The sequence below is a fragment of the Actinomadura mexicana genome, assembly GCF_900188105.1.
In the GTDB taxonomy this organism is placed as follows: domain Bacteria; phylum Actinomycetota; class Actinomycetes; order Streptosporangiales; family Streptosporangiaceae; genus Spirillospora; species Spirillospora mexicana.
Genome location: NZ_FZNP01000002.1, coordinates 30,767 through 51,092, shown reverse-complemented (window position 1 = coordinate 51,092; position 20,326 = coordinate 30,767). Strand labels below are relative to the sequence as shown.

The 20,326-nt window shown below is 71.2% G+C and carries 17 protein-coding genes and 1 tRNA gene; 13 read left to right on the top strand and 5 right to left on the bottom strand.

Going from position 1 to position 20,326, the window contains the following annotated elements:
* Positions 1-457 precede the first annotated feature (457 nt).
* Entirely contained in the window at positions 458-823 is a 366-nt protein-coding gene (locus CHC11_RS04755; protein ID WP_089310375.1) for an SCO4402 family protein, read from the bottom strand.
* A 160-nt stretch (positions 824-983) separates the two neighbouring features.
* Between CHC11_RS04755 and CHC11_RS04750 the strand changes: the two genes are divergently transcribed.
* Positions 984-1,268, top strand: a complete 285-nt coding sequence (locus tag CHC11_RS04750) for a hypothetical protein (protein ID WP_143226924.1) — start codon at positions 984-986, stop codon at positions 1,266-1,268.
* 161 nt (positions 1,269-1,429) lie between these two features.
* On the opposite strand, the gene CHC11_RS04745 is transcribed toward CHC11_RS04750, so the two are convergent.
* A complete protein-coding gene (locus tag CHC11_RS04745) occupies positions 1,430-2,863 on the bottom strand; it encodes an ATP-binding protein (protein ID WP_089310373.1) in 1,434 nt (477 codons plus the stop codon).
* A 372-nt stretch (positions 2,864-3,235) separates the two neighbouring features.
* A complete protein-coding gene (locus CHC11_RS04740; protein ID WP_245918916.1) occupies positions 3,236-4,087 on the bottom strand; it encodes an AraC family transcriptional regulator in 852 nt (283 codons plus the stop codon).
* On the opposite strand from CHC11_RS04740, the gene CHC11_RS04735 reads away from it, so the two are divergent.
* Both CHC11_RS04735 and CHC11_RS04730 read left to right on the top strand, forming a co-directional pair.
* Positions 4,011-4,271 carry a hypothetical protein gene (locus CHC11_RS04735; protein ID WP_089310371.1) on the top strand — a complete coding sequence of 87 codons (261 nt, stop codon included), beginning with the start codon at positions 4,011-4,013 and terminating at the stop codon, positions 4,269-4,271. The two genes, CHC11_RS04740 and CHC11_RS04735, sit on opposite strands and share 77 nt — an antisense overlap.
* Before the next feature lie 68 nt (positions 4,272-4,339).
* Positions 4,340-5,032, top strand: a complete 693-nt coding sequence (locus tag CHC11_RS04730; RefSeq protein ID WP_342749961.1) for an aldo/keto reductase — start codon at positions 4,340-4,342, stop codon at positions 5,030-5,032.
* Here CHC11_RS04730 and CHC11_RS04725 read toward each other — a convergent pair.
* Positions 4,997-5,082, bottom strand: a tRNA-Leu gene (locus tag CHC11_RS04725). The two genes, CHC11_RS04730 and CHC11_RS04725, sit on opposite strands and share 36 nt — an antisense overlap.
* A gap of 112 nt (positions 5,083-5,194) precedes the next feature.
* Between CHC11_RS04725 and CHC11_RS04720 the strand changes: the two genes are divergently transcribed.
* From CHC11_RS04720 to CHC11_RS04710, 3 genes are all read left to right on the top strand, one after another.
* A complete protein-coding gene (locus CHC11_RS04720) occupies positions 5,195-6,514 on the top strand; it encodes a M20/M25/M40 family metallo-hydrolase (protein ID WP_089310370.1) in 1,320 nt (439 codons plus the stop codon).
* A gap of 148 nt (positions 6,515-6,662) precedes the next feature.
* Positions 6,663-7,301 carry a hypothetical protein gene (locus tag CHC11_RS04715; protein WP_089310369.1) on the top strand — a complete coding sequence of 213 codons (639 nt, stop codon included), beginning with the start codon at positions 6,663-6,665 and terminating at the stop codon, positions 7,299-7,301.
* Positions 7,302-7,436: 135 nt separating this feature from the next.
* Positions 7,437-9,272, top strand: coding sequence for a chaplin family protein (locus CHC11_RS04710; RefSeq protein ID WP_179278686.1), 1,836 nt, complete (start codon positions 7,437-7,439; stop codon positions 9,270-9,272).
* 291 nt (positions 9,273-9,563) lie between these two features.
* Here the strand turns inward: CHC11_RS04710 and CHC11_RS04705 are convergent, their stop codons facing one another.
* A complete protein-coding gene (locus CHC11_RS04705) occupies positions 9,564-9,749 on the bottom strand; it encodes a DUF5703 family protein (RefSeq protein ID WP_089311011.1) in 186 nt (61 codons plus the stop codon).
* Between the two features lie 254 nt (positions 9,750-10,003).
* Between CHC11_RS04705 and topA the strand changes: the two genes are divergently transcribed.
* The 7 genes from topA to CHC11_RS04670 all read left to right on the top strand — a co-directional run bounded on the left by topA (position 10,004) and on the right by CHC11_RS04670 (position 20,305).
* A complete protein-coding gene (topA, locus tag CHC11_RS04700) occupies positions 10,004-12,694 on the top strand; it encodes a type I DNA topoisomerase (protein ID WP_245918752.1) in 2,691 nt (896 codons plus the stop codon).
* A 28-nt stretch (positions 12,695-12,722) separates the two neighbouring features.
* Entirely contained in the window at positions 12,723-14,792 is a 2,070-nt protein-coding gene (tmk, locus tag CHC11_RS04695) for a dTMP kinase (RefSeq protein WP_089310367.1), read from the top strand.
* Positions 14,793-14,811: 19 nt separating this feature from the next.
* Positions 14,812-15,951: a DNA polymerase III subunit delta' gene (locus CHC11_RS04690; RefSeq protein WP_089310366.1), complete on the top strand. Its 1,140-nt coding sequence runs from the start codon at positions 14,812-14,814 to the stop codon at positions 15,949-15,951.
* A 134-nt stretch (positions 15,952-16,085) separates the two neighbouring features.
* The gene (locus tag CHC11_RS04685; RefSeq protein ID WP_089310365.1) at positions 16,086-17,798 is read left to right on the top strand and encodes a S8 family peptidase; all 1,713 of its coding nucleotides are present in this window, start codon (positions 16,086-16,088) and stop codon (positions 17,796-17,798) included.
* A 99-nt stretch (positions 17,799-17,897) separates the two neighbouring features.
* Positions 17,898-18,377, top strand: a complete 480-nt coding sequence (locus tag CHC11_RS04680; RefSeq protein WP_089310364.1) for a low molecular weight protein-tyrosine-phosphatase — start codon at positions 17,898-17,900, stop codon at positions 18,375-18,377.
* On the top strand, positions 18,364-19,218 hold the full coding sequence (locus CHC11_RS04675; RefSeq protein WP_089310363.1) for a fructosamine kinase family protein: 855 nt from the start codon (positions 18,364-18,366) through the stop codon (positions 19,216-19,218). Before CHC11_RS04680 ends, CHC11_RS04675 begins: the two co-directional genes overlap by 14 nt.
* A 103-nt stretch (positions 19,219-19,321) precedes the next feature.
* A complete protein-coding gene (locus CHC11_RS04670; protein ID WP_089310362.1) occupies positions 19,322-20,305 on the top strand; it encodes a TolB-like translocation protein in 984 nt (327 codons plus the stop codon).
* The last annotated feature ends 21 nt before the right edge of the window (positions 20,306-20,326 follow it).

Below are 20,326 nucleotides of genomic sequence, written 5' to 3'. Positions count from 1 at the left end.
TGCCTGGGCAAAGTCGCCTCCGAGGAGCGGGGTCAGCTTCGGGGAACCGTTCCGTAACGATCTGCATGTCGCCAGGTCGACGCCCGGTGGAGCGGCGCCGTCGCCGATCGTACGTACTGGGTCGGACGATGCGGGTTGACCGTTAGCTCCGCGGGGTGGTGGTGTCGCCCGAGCGGTCAGCCGCGACCCCATCCATGTCTGGACGCTGTCGGCCGTTGAGCGCGTCCACCTGGACGACGGCACCACGATCGTCCTCAAGTCCGCCATCGCCGTGGAGGCGCCGATCGTCATCGACGGATGGCACCGAATCCACAAGGCCAGGCAGACGGGCGTCAGGCAGTTGCCGGGTCATTTTCCTGGACGTTGATGACGAGCGCGCATGCCGCATCATGGGCGGCCCCGTGCGTGCGGTGGCGGGGGCGGCCCCGTGCGGCTCAACGATCAGGCGACACGGTACTCAGCGAATGATGCCGACAGCCGCCTGTGCCGCCCTCACAACGGCACTCCATTCGGGTCGGGAGATCACTTGAGCGTCTTCGAGTTCGGTGGGCGAGGAGTCCAAGAGAGGATCTAGGACAGCGGTCAGACCTTCGATCGCCGCAGCCTCAGCCTCGCTCTCAAGCGTCACACCGATCTGAGCTCGCGGGTCCTCTGCGACCAAGGTGTCGTCGTACAGGACTTTGACATTGTGGGTCAGGTCATCATAGAAGCCCGGCTGGGGGTAGTTGCGCTCCACCCAGACGCGACGCTGATACTCCAGATCCGAGAGCGCCTGTAGGGCCTCGATGAGGCTACGGCGCATGTCAGGAAACTGTACGACCACGAGATCGACCTTAGCATGGAGATTTCCAACTATCCCATTTCAATCACTCCGACAAGGGGACCAGGGCCTGATCCCAGTTCTCGTTGATGGACCCTTCAAATGGCTGACCATCTCGGCCGATCACTTTTCCTTTGACGCGAACAACGACATGGTCGACTCGTTGAGCAGGCTGGGGGTTGTTCGGATCCCCCTCGTCTATCCTGATTCCGTTCCCACGGTTCTCCGGAAACTGCCCGGCGGCCGGACCCTCGTCATCGACGTCGATCCGGGCGTCATCGCCGGTGACATCGGCCAGTGGCCCGAGCAGCGCATCGCCCGCGTCCGGCTCGACCAGGACGCCGGCCTCGGTCGGCGGACCGAGTCCCGGCCCCGGCGCTTCTCCGAACTGGACGCGATCACCGCCTCCGAGGTCCTCGCCGACCTCACCGAACTGACGACCGCCTGACCGGCGGGACGGTGCGGAAACACGAAGTGGAGGCCCGAATAATTCCGGAGCCCCACATGTTCGAACGATATGTGTCCGAGGGGCGACACGCCCCGACAGCCCATGGCCTCGCTGGTGCCCGCTCGTGACCCGTGCCGGATCACGATCGGAGGTTCGGGTGGCTAGTCCGCCGGTCGATGGTAGGTGGTGATTCGGCCTCTTCCGCCGTGTTGTTCGATGAGTCCCCGGCGGCGTAGCTCGCGGAGGCCCTTGCGGATGTTGGGGGCGGTCAGGTTCAGCTGATCCTGGAGTTCCGCCACGGTACGCGCGCCGGCCGCCAACGCGTCGTAGACGCGCAGTTCTGTCTGGTTGAGGTCGTCGCCGCGCCGCGTGGTGGAGGCGGCCCTCCGGAGGAGGACCGTGAAGCGAATGCCGGCGTCGATGTAGTGGGCGGGTGGGAGTCCCGCTTCGGCAAGGGCTTTGGTCACGATGGGGATGCCGGTGGCGAGGGCTTCGATGACGCGAGCGCCGCCGTCGGGGGTGCGGACATGCTGGCAGATGGCGACGAGCCGGGCGTTGCGGGCCGAGGTGACGGCCTCGCGACCGAGTCTCTCGACGGTGATGCCGTAAAGGCCACCGGGGTTGGCGACGATGAGGCGGTCACGGCGCAGGCGTACCTCGATGGCCATGCCCGCCGACCAGTGGTCGAGGTCGCGGTGCACGAGCGCGTTGGCGATGATCTCGCGGAAGGCGATGAGGGGGAAGGCCGGTTCGTCGTGGACGGTGCCATCGGGTGCCGAGACGATTGCGGTGTCGAAGGTGCGTCTTGCCCAGGCGAGTGCCTCGTCGAGCATGCGGGGGATCGGGCCGGTGATGGTGGCCTGGTTGCGGGCGCGTGATCCCACTGGGTCGTTCGGCAGTGGTTCGGCCGATGCCTGGATGACGAACCGAGGAAACCATTCCTGCGGGTGAATGCCCAGAGACAGCAGGCCGGCGACCGTGGGCGTCCCGTTGGGCGTCGTCACCCCCGCACGGCGGAGAAGCTCCGCGCTGTCGTCGAAACGGCCCAGCCCCTGGGGGTCCCGTTCGTGCACCGATCGCAGGAAGCCTTCAACGAGATCACGGTCGAGGTCGTCGCGGGTGGCGCTGTCGACCGGGGTCCGGTCGAACAGGGGTGGCTGTCGTGCGGCGAGGAATGCCTGCTCCTCGAGGGATGACAGTTCGAAGTCCCCGTCGTACCCGCGCAGGTAGGCTGTGCCGGATCCGCTCACGCGACACGGCTTGGCCGAAGGATCGCACTCGTGCACGTGCGCGACGACGACCGGCATTCCCTCGACAACCCCGTCTTCCATGGTGATCCGGACGGGCGGAGTGAAGGAGCGTGCCTTCACGGCGATGCCTTGCTTGAGCTTCTGCGGGTCGGTGAGCGGCACGGGGCGGAAGCCTGTCGCTTCATCGAGCCCCAGGATGATCGTGCCGCCGCCCGGAAGGTTCGCCAGGGCGCTGAGTGTCGAGGTCAACGACTGCGGCAGCCCGCCGGCGGCCGACTTGACCTCCACGTCCGACGAGTCGCCGCCCACTGTGCGCAGGCGTTCAACCAGGTCGTCCAGATTCATGCTCACGCGCCAAAGGTAACGGAGACGCGGTTACATTTGCCACCGATTCAGTTGCATTTGAGTGGCGCTCGGCTGCGTGCCGGCGACGTGGGTGACCTTCAATGGGCGCTGGTCCTATTCGCAAACGCGAGGAAGCCCTCATGACCGGGCGACTCTTTCCGACAGTCGCGCATCAGGCCACGAGCTCTGTCTGGAGCGCCGGTCTGGATCGCGCGGCGGGCTTGGAGGTAGGTGAGTTCGGGACCGGCGAGCTGGGGATGGGTGACGAGCCGGTCGAGCAGATGGTCGGCATCGGTGCCTTCAAGGCGTTCAAGCAGAAGCAGATGCCACTCCGCGAATCCTCGGCCGGTCCCGCGCCGAGGCAGGGGTGCGTCACGTCCGTGCCGTGCGGCGGAACCGTCCGGGTGGGACGCCGTACTGCCGCTTGAAAGCGTTGGCGAGAGCGACCTGCGACGAATAGCCCACCTGGGCGGCGATCTGCTCCAGCGGGGCGTCGGTCTCGCGGAGGATGCTGGCCGCGGCGGTCAGCCGCCACCAGGTCAGGTAGGTCAGTGGCGGCTGGCGTGTCGCGGTGGTGAACCGGCGGGCGAACGCCGCCCGCGAGAGCCCCGCCTGATCCGCGAGCGACTGGACGGTCCAGGCGTGCGCGGGATCCTGGTGGATGGCGTGCAGCGCCGAGCTGACCGGCGGGTCGGCCAGTGCCGCGGCCCAGCCCGCGCCACCGGGATCGCGCGGCCGGTTCTCGAACCAGGCGCGCAGCACGTGCAGCAGCAGCATGTCGAGAAGGAGCGGGACGAGCGCCGCGCCGCCGGGACGAGAGGTCCCGAGCTCCCGGCCGAGAGCGTCGAGTGTCGTGCGCAGGTCGTCGTGCCGTCCGACCTGCGCGGGCAGGTGGAGCACCGCGGGAATGTCGCGCAGCAGCGGGTGGGTGCGGTCCGGGTCGAGCCGGTAGCCGCCGCACAGCGTCACCACATCGCCGTCTTCGGCTGGCCGCCGCGGCGGGTGCACGGCCTCGACCAACGGTGTGGCCGGGTCGTCGGCCATGCCGTAGCCGTCTCCGCGCGGTGTGAAGATCACGTCGCCGGGTCCGACGGCGACCGGTGCGAGGCCGTCGACCAGCAGCGAGCATGACCCGCGGAGCAGCACGGTGAAACCTGCGGTTCCGGGGCTCGGCGGTAACCGCGTTCCCCACGGCGCGCGGGCCGTCGAGCAGCTCCGGTCGATGATGGGCGAGCTTCAGATCGCCGATGTGTCGGCCCAGGTCGGGCTCGGACTCTTCGCCGACTTCGAGGAACTCCAGCACCTCCGCCCCATGCCGCACCAGGAGGAGGCCCTCAGCGAGATGCTGGACCAGCTGGTCGCGTGGGCGGGGGCGTTGGCACCGCTGCGAGCGCGCAGCGGGACGTGAATTTCCGCGGGGGCACCCGGCCCCGCAGCGCCCTCGCCTTTCCACACCGATCCAGGAGCTGACTTGCGATACCGACTACTGGGCAACACCGGCCTGCGCGTCTCCGAGCTCTTCCTCGGCACGATGGCCTACGGCGGCCCGGCGGCGGCCTGCCCGAAGCGGACGCCAGGCGGGTCCTCGACCGCTACGCCGACGCCGGCGGCAACGTCGTGGACACGGCGAACTTCTACGGGGACGGGCACAGCGAACGGGTCGTCGGCGAACTGCTCGCCGGACGCCGGGATCGCTTCGTCCTCGCCACCAAGTACACCGTCAACCGCGACCCCACCGATCCGAACGCCGCCGGCAACCACCGCAAGAACCTCGTGCAGCAGCTTGATGTCACGGTGGCACGATCCCCGCGGATTGCGTTATCGCCAGGGCTTCCGCCTTCTGCGCGCCCCACTCGGCGACTTCGGCTATCTCCACCGCCTAGCGCCGTGCGGCGGGTCGAAGACGGCGCCGCGGTCGCGGTCCGGGTGACGTCCTCCACCAGTGCGGTCGTGGTGGGCCACCGGCGGGTAGATCGAGGTCACGACTACCCCGCCCCGGAGGGCCACCGCCCGCCGGCCGAGCGGTTGCGCCACCTGCTGCCCGGCACCGCCATGTACGCAGACGTCCCTCGCCGGAAAACCAGAGAAACGCAAAATGGGACAGATGAGCATCTGCCCCACTTTGTCGTGAAGTGTCCGAGGGGGGACTTGAACCCCCATGCCCCGTAAAGGGCACTAGCACCTCAAGCTAGCGCGTCTGCCTATTCCGCCACCCGGACCGGTCGCAGGCCGCAGCGGGGCTGCGGCGGCGGAGTTCACCATACCAAAGGTGGCGAGTCGCGGCGAAGTCGATCGGCGGGGCACCATGGGACGGTACGCAAGCGACGCGAGGTGATCAATGTGGTTCGGCAGCCGACCGCTGAGGACGAGGTCGTCCGGCTCTGCCAGGAGCTGATCCGGATCGATACCAGCAACCCGGGCGATCATTCGGGGCCGGGGGAGCGGGTGGCGGCGGAGTACGTCGCGGAGAAGCTGGAGGAGGTCGGGCTGGAGACCCAGATCTTCGAGTCGCATCCGGGGCGGGCGAGCCTGGTCGCGCGGATCGAGGGGGAGGATCCGGCACGCGACGCGCTGCTCCTGCACGGGCATCTCGACGTGGTGCCGGCGCGCAAGGAGGACTGGACGCGCGATCCGTTCGGCGGGGAGATCGCCGACGGGTGCGTCTGGGGGCGCGGGGCCGTCGACATGAAGGACATGGACGCGATGATCCTCGCGGTGGCGCGCCAGCGGATGCGGGAGGGGCGCAGACCTCCGCGGGACGTGGTGCTCGCGTTCCTGGCCGACGAGGAGGCCGGGGGGAAGTGGGGCGCGCACTGGCTGGTGCGGGAGCATCCCGAGCTGTTCGAGGGGTGCACCGAGGCCGTGGGGGAGGTCGGCGGGTTCAGCCTGACGGTGCCCGGTGACCGGCGGATGTACCTCATCGAGACGGCGGAGAAGGGCATCGCCTGGATGAACCTGACCGCCAGGGGGACGGCCGGGCACGGGTCGATGGTGCATCCGGACAACGCGGTCACGGCGGTGGCGGCGGCGGTCGCGCGGCTGGGGGCGCACGAGTTCCCGGTGCGGCTGACGAAGTCGGTGCGGGCTTTTCTGGAGCGGGCCTGCATGGCGTACGGCGTCGAGTTCGACCAGGAACATCCGGAAAAGTGCCTTGAGGAGATCGGGCCGCTCGCGCGGATGATCGGGGCGACGCTGCGGAACACGCTCAATCCGACGCGGCTGGATGCCGGTTATAAGGCGAATGTGATTCCGCAGACCGCCACGGCTCAGGTGGACGGACGATTTCTTCCCGGGCATGAGTCGGAATTCTTCTCGGTGGTGGACGAACTTCTCGGTCCGGACGTTCAACGAGATTTCGTCCACCATGACCGCGCGGTCGAGACCGACTACGAGGGCGCGCTCGTCGCGGCGATGGAGGCGGCGCTGACCTCGGAGGACGCGGGTGCGCTGCCGGTGCCGTACTGCCTGAGCGGCGGGACGGACGCCAAGGCGTTCTCCACGCTGGGCATGCGGTGCTTCGGTTTCGCGCCGCTGAAATTGCCCCCAGAGTTGGACTTCTCCGGAATGTTCCATGGGGTCGACGAGCGCGTTCCCGTGGACGGGCTGCGCTTCGGCGTCAGGGTTCTCGACAAATTCCTTGATCGCTCTTGAATTTGCCATCACCAGAGCCTTCCGTGGTGCTAGCGTCACTCTCTGTTGAGGACGGATCGGTCGCAGCGGAGGGTTTCCGGTGGCAGGTGGCGCGGTGTGTGTCGGGGCGGTATCCGTCCTGCTGCGCCGTGCTGCCCTCGGACGTTCCGTGCGGCGCCTGCTGGTCCTCGGCGGGCTGCTGATCGCCGGCTGGCTCCTCGGGTGCGCGGCGCAGTCCGCGCACGCCGACGAGCCGCCGCCCGCGCCCGTGACGGGGGTCGTCGAGAAGACGCCCCTGCTGGGCGACGCGGTCCAGACCGTTCGCGAGCGCCCGCCGGTGCGGGAGGCGCCCGGCGTCGCCGACCCGGTCGGGGTCGTGCACATGGTGGCGCCCGAGCCGCGTGCAGAGAAGGTCGCGCAGGACGTGTCACCGCCTCGGCCGGATGTTCGGGTCGAGCCGGTGGCCGAGCAGGAGCCCAGGCCGGTCGTGACCGAGGTCGCGGCCGCGCCCGAGACGCACCATCGGCCGGCGCCCGCTGTTTCCAGCTCTTCCCGGACACGACCGAGCGTCGGCCATGCGGCCCGCCATGTCGTCGTCCAGCACCACCCTGCGCCGATGCCGGCGCCTGAGAAGCCGGGTACGCATTCGGCGTCCGGCGGCTTCGTCATGACCGGTGCCGCCGCCGGGTTCCCGGCGGCCGGGACATGGGCCCCCGCACCTCATCGCGCATCGCTGCGCCCTGTCTTCGGTGCGGTGCCGCCGGCCGTCCGCACCGCCGCGGACGAGCCCTCCTTCGCGCCCGACTAGTTCCTGACCACAGTCTCCGGACGCGTGCCCGTGCGGCTCGGGCACGCCGATCCGGTCTTCCGCCGTGCCCTCATGCGCGGCACTCCCCCCGAGACACACATGTCTCTTCTCCACCAACTCTTCTTTAGGAGCATCATGCGAACGTGGGCAAAGGGCACCTCGCGTGCCGTGCTGACCGCAGGCTTCGTCGCCCTCGGCGTCAGCGCCATCCCCGTCAACGCCTTCGCCGACGTCACGACCGGCCACGGCGGCGTCCTGAGCGGCAACCAGGTGAACGCGCCGATCTCCGCCCCCGTCGACGTGAGTGGGAACGGCGTCGCGCTGGTCGGCGGCAGCAAGGCGAAGTCCCGCGGAGGCGCCAAGGTCGACCAGGGCGGCAGCGGCGGCGGCCAGCGGACGTCCGGCAAGCGCGGCGTCGGATCCGGGAACCAGGTCAACGCCCCCATCTCCCTGCCGGTGAACGCCTGCGGCAACGCCGTCGCCATCGTCGGCGGGGCGAAGGCCGGCTGCGAGGGGGGCGCCAAGGTCAAGGGCAGCGGCCAGGGCGGCCAGACCACGGACGGGACGGGCGGCGTCCTCGCGGGCAACCAGGTCAAGGCCCCGATCTCGGTGCCCGTCAACGCGTGCGGCAACGCCGTCGCCGTCGTCGGCGGGGCGCTCGCGGGCTGCGACGGGGGCTCGAAGGTCAAGAGCGGCGGGAACACCGGATCGAGGCAGAAGACGTCCGGCGTCCGCGGCGTCGGCAGCGGCAACCAGGCCGATGTTCCGATCAGCGTCCCGGTGGACGTCTGCGGCAACGCGGTCGGCAACGCGGTGGCGGCGTGCGAGGGCGGCGCCTCCGTGCGCAACGGCGGCCACCGGACGGGGCGGCAGACCACCTCCGGCGCCCGCGGCATCCTCTCCGGAAACCAGGGCAACGCCCCGATCAGCATCCCGGTGACGGCCTGCGGCAACGCCGCGGCGCTCGTCGGGGAGGCCGGCGCGCTCTGCGAGGGCGGCGCGCACGTGCGCAGCGGCTCCGGCGGCGACCAGCAGACCTCCGGGGTGCGCGGGATCCTCTCCGGAAACCAGGGCAACGCCCCGATCTCCGTCCCCGCCGAGGTCTGCGGCAACGCGGCGGCCGTCGTCGGCGGTGCGGCGGCGGCGTGCAACGGCCAGACGCTCGTCAAGGGTCCGCACGGCTCCGGCGCCAAGACGTCCGGCGACCAGGGCACCGGCTCCGGGAACCAGGCGAACGCGCCGGTCCAGGTCCCCGCGGAGGTGTGCGGGAACGCCGCCGCCGTGGTCGGACGGGCCTCCGCCGTGTGCGAAGAGCCCGGCAACGGCGGGTACGAGCCCTACTCCCGGACGGCCGGCACCGCCCCGCGCCCCGGTTCGAAGATCGACCCGCCCGCGGTCGGCGGCCTCGACGGCGTTCCCGTCCTGAGCGGCGGGGCCGGCCTGGTCGACGGCCTGCCGGCGCAGGGCAAGTCCGCGGGCCGGAACCAGCGCACCGCGCTCGGCGGCGACGACGCCCCGGCGGCCGTCTCGCTCCTGGACACGCAGGCCCTGCCGGGCGGCACCGGTCTCCCCAAGGTGAACGGCCGTGGCGCGGCGGCCGGTCTTCCGGGTGTGAACGGTGCGTCGCCCGTGCTTCCCGGGACGAAGGCGCTTCCCCAGGCCCAGGGCCTGATCGGACAGGGTGCGCCGGTGAGGGCCGGTGCCCAGCGCGTCCGGCCGGCCGCGGGGGCGCCGGGCACGATCGCCCTGCCCGCGACGGCGGTCGTCCCGGTCGACGTGCACGGCGCGGCCACCGCCAGGATCGCGGACGTGCCGGACGAGATCGGCCGGATCAGCCCGGTCGCGTCCACGCAGACGATCACGCCGGGGACCAGGGTGGGCGCGACGCTGCTGGTGGCGGTCTCGGGGCTGCTGGCCGCCGCGATCGGAACCCTGGCGCTGACCCGGCGGGTCCGGGTGGGCCGCCGCTAGATCCACCAGACCGCGGGTGAGCCGGCCTCAGGGCCGGTGTGCGGAAGACCTTCGCCCGTCCCGGAGGCGCGGACCGGGGCGGGCGAAGCCGTACCCGCAGGCGGGGAGGTCGTGTCCGCGGGGTGGGCGATGCGAGTGCCCGCAGGCGGGGGAGGTTTTGTCCGCGGGGCGGGTGGACGCGGGCTAAGTCGTGTTGACGGGCGGGTGTAGGCGTGCCTGCGGCGGACACAGTAACGTCACGTCAGGGAATCCGTACGCAGTGCTACGCTCCGGACAGGTCGCTGGGAACGGTCAGAACGTACGGACGGCGCGGATGACCTTGCGGCGCAGTTGAATACGACGGCGGCCGTCCGGGTACAGGCGCAAGCGATCGAGTTCCCAGCCGCCGTGCTCCGCGTGCTCGGTCATGACCTGCCGGGCGGCGTCGCGTGTGGTACCGCGCGGCAGTGACAGAACGAGGTAGGTGTACTCCGCCATTGCGACCATTATTACGTGGTCTACCGGCCGTGCGGCACCGTACCGTGGCCTCCCGGTCCGCGCCGTGCGCGGCGGCATGTCATCCTGTCGGGGGCGTGCGGCGGTGAGAATCCCGCCCCTCAGCGGGGGCGGCACGATGATCGCGAGGCGGTGGCGAGAAGGCGCGGGCACAAACACGCCGTCACGCGACGTTGTACGAAGCCGGTAGGAAGAGCCTGAACCAGAGAACCCGAGACAGCGAGGTTGGAGCGACTGTGCCAGCCAAGAACGGCACCGCGAGCAGTGGCCCGGGCAACGGCGCGGGGACGCGCCTGGTGATCGTCGAGTCGCCCGCCAAGGCGAAGACGATCGCCGGTTACCTGGGCCGCGGCTATATCGTGGAGTCCAGTATCGGCCATATCCGGGACCTGCCCGGAAGCGCCTCGGAGGTGCCGGCCAAGTACAAGGGCGAGCCGTGGGCGAAGCTCGGCGTGAACGTCGAGCACGGGTTCGAGCCGCTCTACGTCGTCAACTCCGACAAGCGCCAGCAGGTCCAGAAGCTCAAGAAGCTGCTCGCCGAGGCCGACGAGCTCTTCCTCGCGACGGACGAGGACCGGGAGGGCGAGGCGATCGCCTGGCACCTCCAGGACGTCCTGAAGCCGAAGGTCCCCGTGCACCGGATGGTCTTCAACGAGATCACCAAGGACGCGATCCAGCGCGCCGCCGCGAACCCGCGCGAGCTGAACATGCGCCTGGTGGACGCGCAGGAGACGCGCCGCATCCTGGACCGCCTCTACGGGTACGAGGTCAGCCCCGTCCTGTGGAAGAAGGTCATGCCGAAGCTGTCGGCGGGCCGCGTGCAGTCGGTGGCGACGCGGCTGGTCGTCGAGCGGGAGCGGGAGCGGATCGCGTTCGTCCCCGCCCACTACTGGGACATCGCGGCCCAGTTCGACACCGGCGGGGACGAGGAGCCGACGGCCTTCAAGGCCGGGCTCGTCTCGGTGGACGGCAGGCGCGTCGCGCAGGGCCGCGACTTCGGTTCCGACGGCGCCCTGAAGACGCGGGACGCGCTGCACCTGGACGAGGCCGCGGCGACGGCCCTCGCCGAGCGGCTCCGCGGCCGCCCGTTCGAGGTCAAGTCGGTCGAGCGCAAGCCCTACACGCGCCGCCCGTACCCCCCGTTCCGCACGACGACCCTCCAGCAGGAGGCCAGCCGCAAGCTGAACTACTCCGCCAAGTACACGATGTCGGTCGCGCAGAAGCTGTACGAGAACGGCTTCATCACCTACATGCGAACCGACTCGATCACGCTGTCGGAGACGGCGATCACGGCGGCGCGGCGGCAGGCGGCGTCGCTGTTCGGCGGCGAGTACGTCCCGGACAAGCCGCGCGTCTACACGTCCAAGGTGAAGAACGCGCAGGAGGCGCACGAGGCGATCCGCCCGGCGGGCGACACGTTCCGCACGCCCGCCGAGACGCGCCTGTCCGGCGACCAGTTCCGGTTGTACGAGCTGATCTGGAAGCGCACGATCGCGTCCCAGATGAAGGACGCCGTCGGCCAGTCGGTGTCGATCCGGGTCACCGGGGTCTCGACGCGGGACGAGCGCGCCGAGTTCGGCGCGACCGGCAAGACCATCACGTTCCACGGTTTCCTCAAGGCCTACGTGGAGAGCGCCGACGACCCGGCCACGGACCGGGACGACCAGGAGCGGCGGCTGCCGAACCTGGCCGAGGGCGACCCGCTGACCGCGAGCGCCGTGGACGCCGAGGGCCACTCGACCCGTCCGCCGGCCCGCTACACCGAGGCCAGCCTGGTCAAGGAGCTGGAGGAGCGGGAGATCGGGCGGCCGTCGACCTACGCCTCGATCATCGGGACGATCCTGGCGCGCGAGTACGTGTTCAAGAAGGGCACGGCGCTCGTCCCGTCGTTCCTGGCGTTCGCCGTGGTGAACCTGCTGGAGCGGCATTTCGGCAACCTGGTCGACTACGACTTCACCGCGCACATGGAGGACGGTCTCGACGAGATCGCCCGCGGCGAGGCCGAGCGCGTCCGCTGGCTGAGCCGGTTCTACTTCGGCGACTCCGGCGAGGAGGGCCTGAAGGAGCTGGTCGGCGACATCAGCGACATCGACGCCAAGGGGATCAGCTCGTTCCCGATCAAGGGCACCGACATCATGGTGCGGGTCGGCCGGTACGGGCCCTACCTCGACCGGGACGGCGAGCGCGTCAACATCCCCGAGGACATCGCGCCGGACGAGCTGACCGCCGAGAAGGCCGAGGAGCTGTTCGCGCAGCCGTCGGGCGACCGGGAGCTCGGCACCGACCCCGGGACCGGCCACACGGTCGTCGCCAAGTCGGGGCGGTTCGGTCCCTACGTCACCGAGATCCTGCCCGAGCCGGCGCCGCCGGCCGACGGCAAGAAGCGGACGAGGAAGGCCGACGCCGCCAAGCCGCGCACGTCGTCGCTGTTCAAGTCGATGTCGCTCGACACGATCACGCTCGACGACGCGGTGAAGCTGCTGTCGCTGCCGCGCACGCTGGGAGAGCTGGACGGCGAGCCGGTGACCGCGCAGAACGGCCGGTTCGGCCCGTACATCAAGAGGGGTTCCGAAAGCCGGTCGCTCGGCTCGGAGGACGAGCTGTTCACGGTCACGCTGGAGCGGGCGAAGGAGCTGCTGGCGCAGCCCAAGCAGCGCGGCCGCCGCGCCGCGGCCGCGGCGCCGCTGCGCGAGCTGGGCAAGGACCCGGCGAGCGGGGAGCCGGTGGTGGTGAAGGAGGGCCGGTTCGGCCCGTATGTCACCGACGGCGAGACGAACGCCAGCCTGCGCAAGGGCGACGAGGTCGAGTCGATCACGATCCAGCGCGCCGCGGAACTGCTCGCGGAGCGCCGGGAGAAGGTCGCCGCGGGCGGCGGGAAGAAGAAGACGGCGCCGCGGCGTCGAACCTCCGCAAAGTCCGGTTCATAGGGACATCTACGCCGATACCCTGACCGACATGACCAGAACGGGCGCACCTCGGCCGCACCCCGCAGCGCCATCGCCGCCGGGCGGTTCGTCGCTTTCGTCGATCGGGCCGTTCCGGCGGCTCCGGATCGCGCTGTCGCTGTCCGGCGCAGGCCAGTGGATCGGCGTGCCCGCGCTGACCGCCATGGCCGCGATGCTGACGCGCGGCGACGGCGCCGCGGCGCAGGCGCAGGCGGTCGGCGGCACGCTGGCGCTGATGCTGCTGCCCGCGGTGGTGCTCCCACCGGTCGCCGGGCTGCTCGCCGCCCGCGTCGACCGCCGGCTCATGTTGATCATCGCGGACGCGCTGCGGCTGGTGGTCGTGGTGACGGTGCCGCTGGTGCACGCGCTGCCGTGGACGTTCGCCGCCGCGTTCCTCGTCTCGTGCCTGAGCCTGCTGTGGGTTCCGGCGGCGCGCGCGGCCCTGCCCGCCCTGGTCCCGGACGAGGAGCTGCGGCTCGCCGCGCGCCGCGCCGCGACCCGCGTGCTCTACGGCCCGGCGCCCGCCGCCGCGCTGCTGTTCGCCCTCCTCGCGCTCGTCGCGAACGGGACGCTCGGTGCCGGTTCCCGCGCCGACCTCGCCGTGTACGTGACGGCGGGCCTGTTCCTCGTCTCGGCCGCCGTCGCGGCGACGGCCGGCGAGATCCCGGCGACCGAGCCGGTCGCGGCCGTGTCGCCGCTGAAACTGATCTTCCAGGGCGCGGGGTCGGCCGCCGCGCGCGGAATCGGCCTCGCGATCGCGGCGGCGTCCGTCACGGCGGGCGCGGTCGTGGCGGTGGCCCGCGTCCACGCCGGCGAGCTGGGCGGCGGGGACGCCGGGTACGGCTCCGTCCTGACCGCGCTCACGGTGGGGCTCGGTTTCGGGCTGTTCGTCGGGCCGCGCGTGCTCGTCCCGTTCAGCCGCCGCCGCCTCCTCGGCCTCGCGGTGATCGCCGCCGCGCTCGCGCTGGTCGTGCTCGCCCTCGTCCAGAACCTCGTCGTCATGGTGTTCGCGACGGGGTTCCTCGGCGTCTTCGCCGGGGCCGCTTGGTCGACCGCGAAGGCGGCGGTGCACGACCCCGAGGCGCCGGAGGACGCCCGCCCCGCGGCGTACCTGCGGTCGGTCGCGCTCATCGCGGCGCTGCTCGCGTTCGCCGCCGTCCCGCTGCTGGCGGCGGCGGTGGGGTCCCACCGCCTCGACCTCGGCGGCGGCGTCTACGACGCCTACGGGACCGGCGTGGCCCTGCTGGTCGCGGCCGTCATCGCCCTGCCGGCCGGGCTGCTGGCCTACCGGCGGCTGGACGACCGGCGCGGCGTCCCGCTCGTCCCCGACCTGCGCGCCGCCCTGCACGGCGAGATCTACACGCCGCCGGAGCAGGCCGCGGCGGCGCCGCAGCCCGTCCGCCGCAACCGCGGCGTGTTCATCGCGTTCGAGGGCGGTGAGGGCGCGGGGAAGACGACGCAGGCGCGGCTCGCCGCGATCTGGCTCCGCGACCACGGCTACGACGTGGTGACCACGCACGAGCCGGGCGCCACCAAGATCGGGATGCGGCTGCGCGCGATGCTGCTGGACCGCGACACCACGGGCCTGTCCGACCGCGCCGAGACGCTGCTGTACGCCGCCGACCGCGCCGACCACGTCGCCAACGTGATCAAGCCGGCGGTGGACCGCGGCGTGATCGTGGTCAGCGACCGCTACGTCGACTCGTCCCTGGCCTACCAGGGCTTCGGCCGGCAGCTGCCGGTGGAGGACATCGCCCGCGTCAACGCCTGGGCGACCGGCGGGCTCGTCCCGGACCTGACCGTGCTGCTGGAGATCCCGCCGCAGGCGGGCCTGCGGCGGCTGTCGGCCCCCGCCGACCGCATGGAGTCGGAGTCGCAGGAGTTCCACGAGCGGGTCCGCGCGGGCTTCCACGCCCTCGCCGAGGCCGACCCGGACCGCTACCTGATCCTGGACGCGAGCCGGCCGCAGGGCGAGCTGAGCCGGGAGATCCAGTACCGCATCCGGGAGATCCTGCCCGACCCCGTCCCGCTCGGCACCGAGGACGCCACGAGCACGTTCCCGGTCATCACCGACTTCTGAGCCCGCTAGCCTCTGTTCCATGAGCGTGTGGGACGACCTGGTGGGGCAGGAGACCGTCATCGCGCAGCTGTCCTCGGCGGCTGGGCGGACGGGCGGGCTCGCGCACGCGTGGCTGTTCACCGGGCCGCCCGGGTCGGGGCGCGTGACCGCGGCGCGGGCGTTCGCCGCCGCGTTGCAGTGCACGGAGACGCCGCGCGGGTGCGGGCACTGCGCGTCCTGCCACCAGGTTCTCCAGGGGACGCACGCGGACGTCGAGGTCGTCCGCCCGCAGGGGCTGTCGTTCGGCATCAGGGACGCCCGGGCGCTGGTGCTGCGGGCCTCGTCCTCGCCGAGCGGGAGCGCTCAGCAGATCGTGCTGTTCGAGGACGCCGACCGGGCCACCGAGGGCGCCGCGAACGCGCTGCTGAAAGCGATCGAGGAGCCGCCGCCGCGGACGGTGTGGCTGCTGTGCACGCCGTCGCCGGAGGACCTGCTCGTCACGATCAGGTCGCGCTGCCGGCTGGTGACCCTGCAGACGCCCCCGATCGCGGCGATCGCCGACTTCCTCGTCCAGCGCGACGGCGTGGAGCGCGACACCGCCGAGGTGGTGGCGCGGGCGGCGCAGGGGCACATCAGCCGGGCGCGCCGGCTCGCCTCGGATCCGCGGATGCGGCGGGTGCGCGAGCAGGTGGTGGCGGTGCCGCGCAGGCTGACGGGGGTGAGCGCGGCGGTCGCGGCGGCGGAGACGCTCGTGAGCGCGGCGAAGGCGGAGCGGGACGCGCAGACGGCCGAGCTGAACGACGTGGAGACCTCCGCCCTGCGCAAGGCGCTCGGCGAGAGCGAGAAAGGGCGGATGCCGCGCGGAACGGCGGGCGCCCTCAAGGAGCTGGAGGACCGGCAGAAGTCGCGGGCGACGCGGATCCTGCGCGACGCCCTGGACCGGACGCTGCTCGACCTCGCGTCCTACTACCGGGACGTGCTGACGTTGCAGCTGGGGGCGGGCAGCGAGCTCGTCAACATCGAGCTCGGCCCCGAGCTGCGGTCGGCCGCGGGGGACGGGCGCCCGGAGGACACCCTCCGGCGCCTTGATGCGATCATGGACTGCAGGGAGCGGTTGGCGGCGAACGTCAACCCGCAGCTGGCGTTCGAGGCGCTGACCTTGGCGTTGCGTCACGGGTGATACGGGTGGGGCTTACATAATTTGTCCCCATTCGTTACATTTCCGTACGCGACTCTCAATGAGCGCCCCCGTAACGTTCGCTGGCTGATCGACCGAAAACCGGTTGGTTAACCCCCACAGCCAGGAGGTCTGCCTTGCGGCGAGCCTTGATTTCCGCCGCGTGCGCCGTCACCACCGTGACGGCGCTCGCGTTCCCAGCATCCGCAGCTCCGGCCCCGGCACAGGCGAAGGGCGAGGTCTCGGAGTACGTCGTCCTCTACCGGGACGGCGCGTCCCTCGGACAGGCTCACCGGGCCGTTTCGGCGGCCGGCGGCAAGGTCGTGCACGAGAACCGCGACGTGGGCGTCGCGACCGTGACGTCCCAGAACCCGGAGTTCATCCACGCCGTCACGAACCAGCGGGCGCTGGACGGCGTCGCGCACAACCGGATCATCGGCGAGGCGCCCAAGGCCAAGAAGAAGGCCCCGAAGGTCGAGAAGCTGACCGGGGCCGTCCACGGCGCCAGGCAGCAGGCCGCCCCCGCGGGCAAGCCGTCCAAGGACACCGAGCCTCTGGCGGACCTGCAGTGGGACATGAAGCAGATGCACGCCACGGCGGACGGTTCCTACAAGAAGGAGCCGGGTGACCGGCGCGTGCTGGTCGGCGTCCTCGACACCGGTGTGGACGGCGACCACCCGGACATCGCGCCGAACTTCAACCGCAAGCTCAGCCGCAACTTCACCCACGACATCCCGACCGACGCCAACGGCAACGAGGTCGACGGGCCCTGCGAGTTCACGTCGTGCGTCGACCCCAACGACTGGGACGACAACGACCACGGCACGCACGTCGCGTCCACGATCGCCTCGCCCCGCAACGGCCTCGGCATGGCGGGCGTCGCGCCGAACGTGTCGCTCGTGAACCTGCGCGTCGGCCAGGACTCCGGCTTCTTCTTCCTCCAGCCGACCGTCGACGGCCTGACCTACGCGGCCAGGCACGGCATCGACGTCGTCAACATGTCGTACTACATCGACCCGTGGCTGTGGAACTGCGGCGACAACCCCGCCGACAGCCCCGAGGACCAGCTGGAGCAGCGCACGATCATCAAGGCGGCGCAGCGCGCCCTGGACTTCGCGCACGAGCGCGGCGTCACGCTGATCTCCGCGGCCGGCAACGACCTGGTCGACTACACCAAGACGAACGCGGACGACAGCAGCCCCGACTTCCCGTCCACCCCGGGCGAGGAGCCGCACGACCGCACGGTCCCGGCGAGCTGCGTGTCGATGCCGTCCGAGGGCCAGAACGTCATCCCGATCTCGGCCACAGGCCCGAGCGGCCGCAAGTCGTACTACAGCAGCTTCGGCAACGGCTACGTCGCGGTGGCGGCGCCCGGCGGCGACAAGGTCGACAACGCCGGCCAGCGTCCGGACGACAAGGGCGGCATCTGGGCGGCCTACCCCGAGCGGCTCGCGAAGGAGCGCGGCGAGCTGAACGCCGACGGCACGCCGAACGTGCCGTACATCATCCGCAGCTGCAAGGGCGACAAGTGCGCCTACTACCAGTCGCTGCAGGGCACCTCGATGGCGTCCCCGCACGCGGTCGGCGTCGCGGCGCTCATCGTCAGCAAGTACGGGCACCGGGACCGCAGCGGCCTGACGCTGGACCCGCGCCTCGTCGAGCGGACGCTGCGCGGCACCGCGACCGCCAAGGACTGCCCGAGCCCGCGGACGGTCGAGTACGTCTGGTACACCCAGTCGAACGGCCAGTGGGTGAAGCACACCTCCACCCAGACCTGTGAAGGCTCGAAGGGCCAGAACGGGTTCTTCGGCAGCGGCATCGTGGACGCGCTGAACGCCGTCTCGCGCTGACCCGGCCTGGACCACCCCAGGACGCGACCCCCGGCTCCGGCCGGGGGTCGCGTTCTTTCCGCGTCCTACGGCCGCGGACCCCTCGTGCATGATGGGGGGATGCCGTACCGAGTCACCTTCGTCTGCACGGGCAACATCTGCCGCTCCCCGATGGCCGAATGGGTCCTGCGCCACCACGCCGAGAAGGAGGGCCTGGACGTCGAGGTGGACAGTTCGGGCACCGGCGGCTGGCATGTCGGCGACGCGGCCGACGAGCGGACCGCCGCGGCACTGGAGCGCGCCGGCTACCGGTCGGCGCACATCGCGCGGCAGTTCGACGCCGGCTGGTTCGACCGGTACGACATGATCATCGCGCTGGACGCGAGCCACCGGCAGGCGCTGCGCTCGATGGCACCGAACCGGCAGGCGCGCGGGAACATCCGCCTGCTGCGCGAGTTCGACCCGGACGCGGACGGCGATCTCGACGTCCCCGACCCCTACTACGGCGGCCGCGCCGACTTCGACCTCGTCCTGGAGCAGGTGGAGGCGGCGATGCCCGCCCTGCTGAAGGAGATCCGCTCGGCGCTTGAGGACGCCTGAGCGCGTGCGGCTGGAGACGCTGCTCGGAACCGGGGTCGAGAAGGTGCACGACCTCGGTTCCAGCCATTCCTGGACGTTGCACAGGGCTTCCCTGGCCGACGGCCGCGAGGTGTTCGTGAAGGCGGCGCAGGACCCGGCCGGCGTGTTCGCGGCGGAGGCGGCCGGGCTGCGCTGGCTGGGGGAGGCGGGCCCCGGGACGCCCGTCCCCGAGGTGGTCGCGGCGGACGAGCACATGCTCGTCCTGCCGTGGCTGCACTCGGCTCCACCGTCCCGCGAGGCGGCCGAACGTCTCGGACGGGAACTGGCCGCCCTGCACACCGGGAACCGCCCCGACGTCTACGGCGCGCCCTGGGACGGCTTCATCGCCGACCTCCCCTTGGACAACACTCCGGACGATCGCTCCTGGCCCGCCTGGTATGCCGAACGCCGCCTCGAACCGTTTCTTCGCCTCGGGGCCAGGCATCTGTCGTCCGGCGACGTCCGCCTGGTGGAGCGCGTCATGGCGGACATCGAGACGCTCGCCGGACCGCCGGAGCCGCCGTCCCGCATCCACGGCGACCTGTGGTCGGGAAACGTCCTGTGGACGGGCGAGCGGGCGCTGCTCATCGACCCGGCCGCGCACGGCGGGCACCGCGAGACCGACCTCGCCATGATGGCGCTGTTCGGGGCGCCGCACCTCGACGCCGTGTTCGGCGCCTACGATGAGGCCGCGCCCCTGGCGGACGGATGGCGTTCCCGCGTCCCGTTGCACCAGTTGCACCCGCTGCTCGTCCACGTGGCGCTGTTCGGCGGGTCGTACCGGGCGTCCCTGGTCGAGGCGGCCCGCGCTTCCCTCGGCTGAGGCGGCTCACGACTTGGTAACTCCGCGTTCATGGGTTTTTGTCGCGATCCAGATGCGGTAGAAACGACGGGCGATCCGGCAGGAAGGTTAGGTAGGCAACCCCATGGACGACGGCAGGCGCGAGGACCCGGGTACCCGGCTTGGCTCGTGGAAGGGTCTCGTCCCTCTCGGCGTGGCCGCGACCGCCGCGCTGCTCATCGGAGGGGGCGTTGACATGGTGCACCGCCACCAGCGTGCCGCGGACAAGGAGCACGAGGCCAAGCCCGCCGCCAAGGCCGAGAAGACCGAACCGCCGTTCGTCGTCGGCGTCACCGAGAAGGGCGCCTCCCTCCTCGTCCGGGACGTGCGCACCGGGACGAACGTGGGGCTGCCCATCGCCGCCCCGCAGGGCCGCCGTTTCCACCGCGTCGCCGCGCTGAAGGACGGCTCGTACATCGTCGCCACCCCCGGCGCCCGTGACGTCACCTTCGAGCGCCTCCGCTTGGACGACGGGCGTCCCAAGGACCTCAAGCCCATCCCGAAGGCCACCGTCCCCGGCGCCTCCACCGTTTGGTCGGACCTCGCCGCGACCCCGGACGGCGCACGACTCGCCTACGTCACCTACAAGGGCGCGAGCGCCCGCGTGGACGTCGTCACGCCGGAGACCGGTGTCCACAAGGTGTGGACGACCAAGCTGCGCGCCCGCGTCGGAAGCCTCTCCTGGTCCGGCACCACGCTGTCCTTCGTCTGGAGCCCGGTCGGCTCGGCGAGGCACCAGGTCCGCACACTCGACACCAACGGCGCTGGGGGCGACCTCAAGACGAGCAAGGCCGTCATGCCCCTCCCCAAGGGCAGCTCCAACGCCGTCATGAGCCGGGACGGCACCTCCCTTATCGCGGCCATAGCGAAGAACTCCGAACTGACCCTCCAGACCTTCACGCTGCAGGGGAGCCCCGCCAAGACCCTGTGGACCCAGAAGGTGAAGGGCGACCCCACGGGCCTCGACATAGCCCACACCGGCCACGGCGTCATCGCGACCGCGGGCGACCTGTACGCGCAGGGCGTCCCGACCGTCCCGGCAGAGGATCTCGCCGACGCCGCCTGGTGAGACCTAGAGTGGGTCGCACAA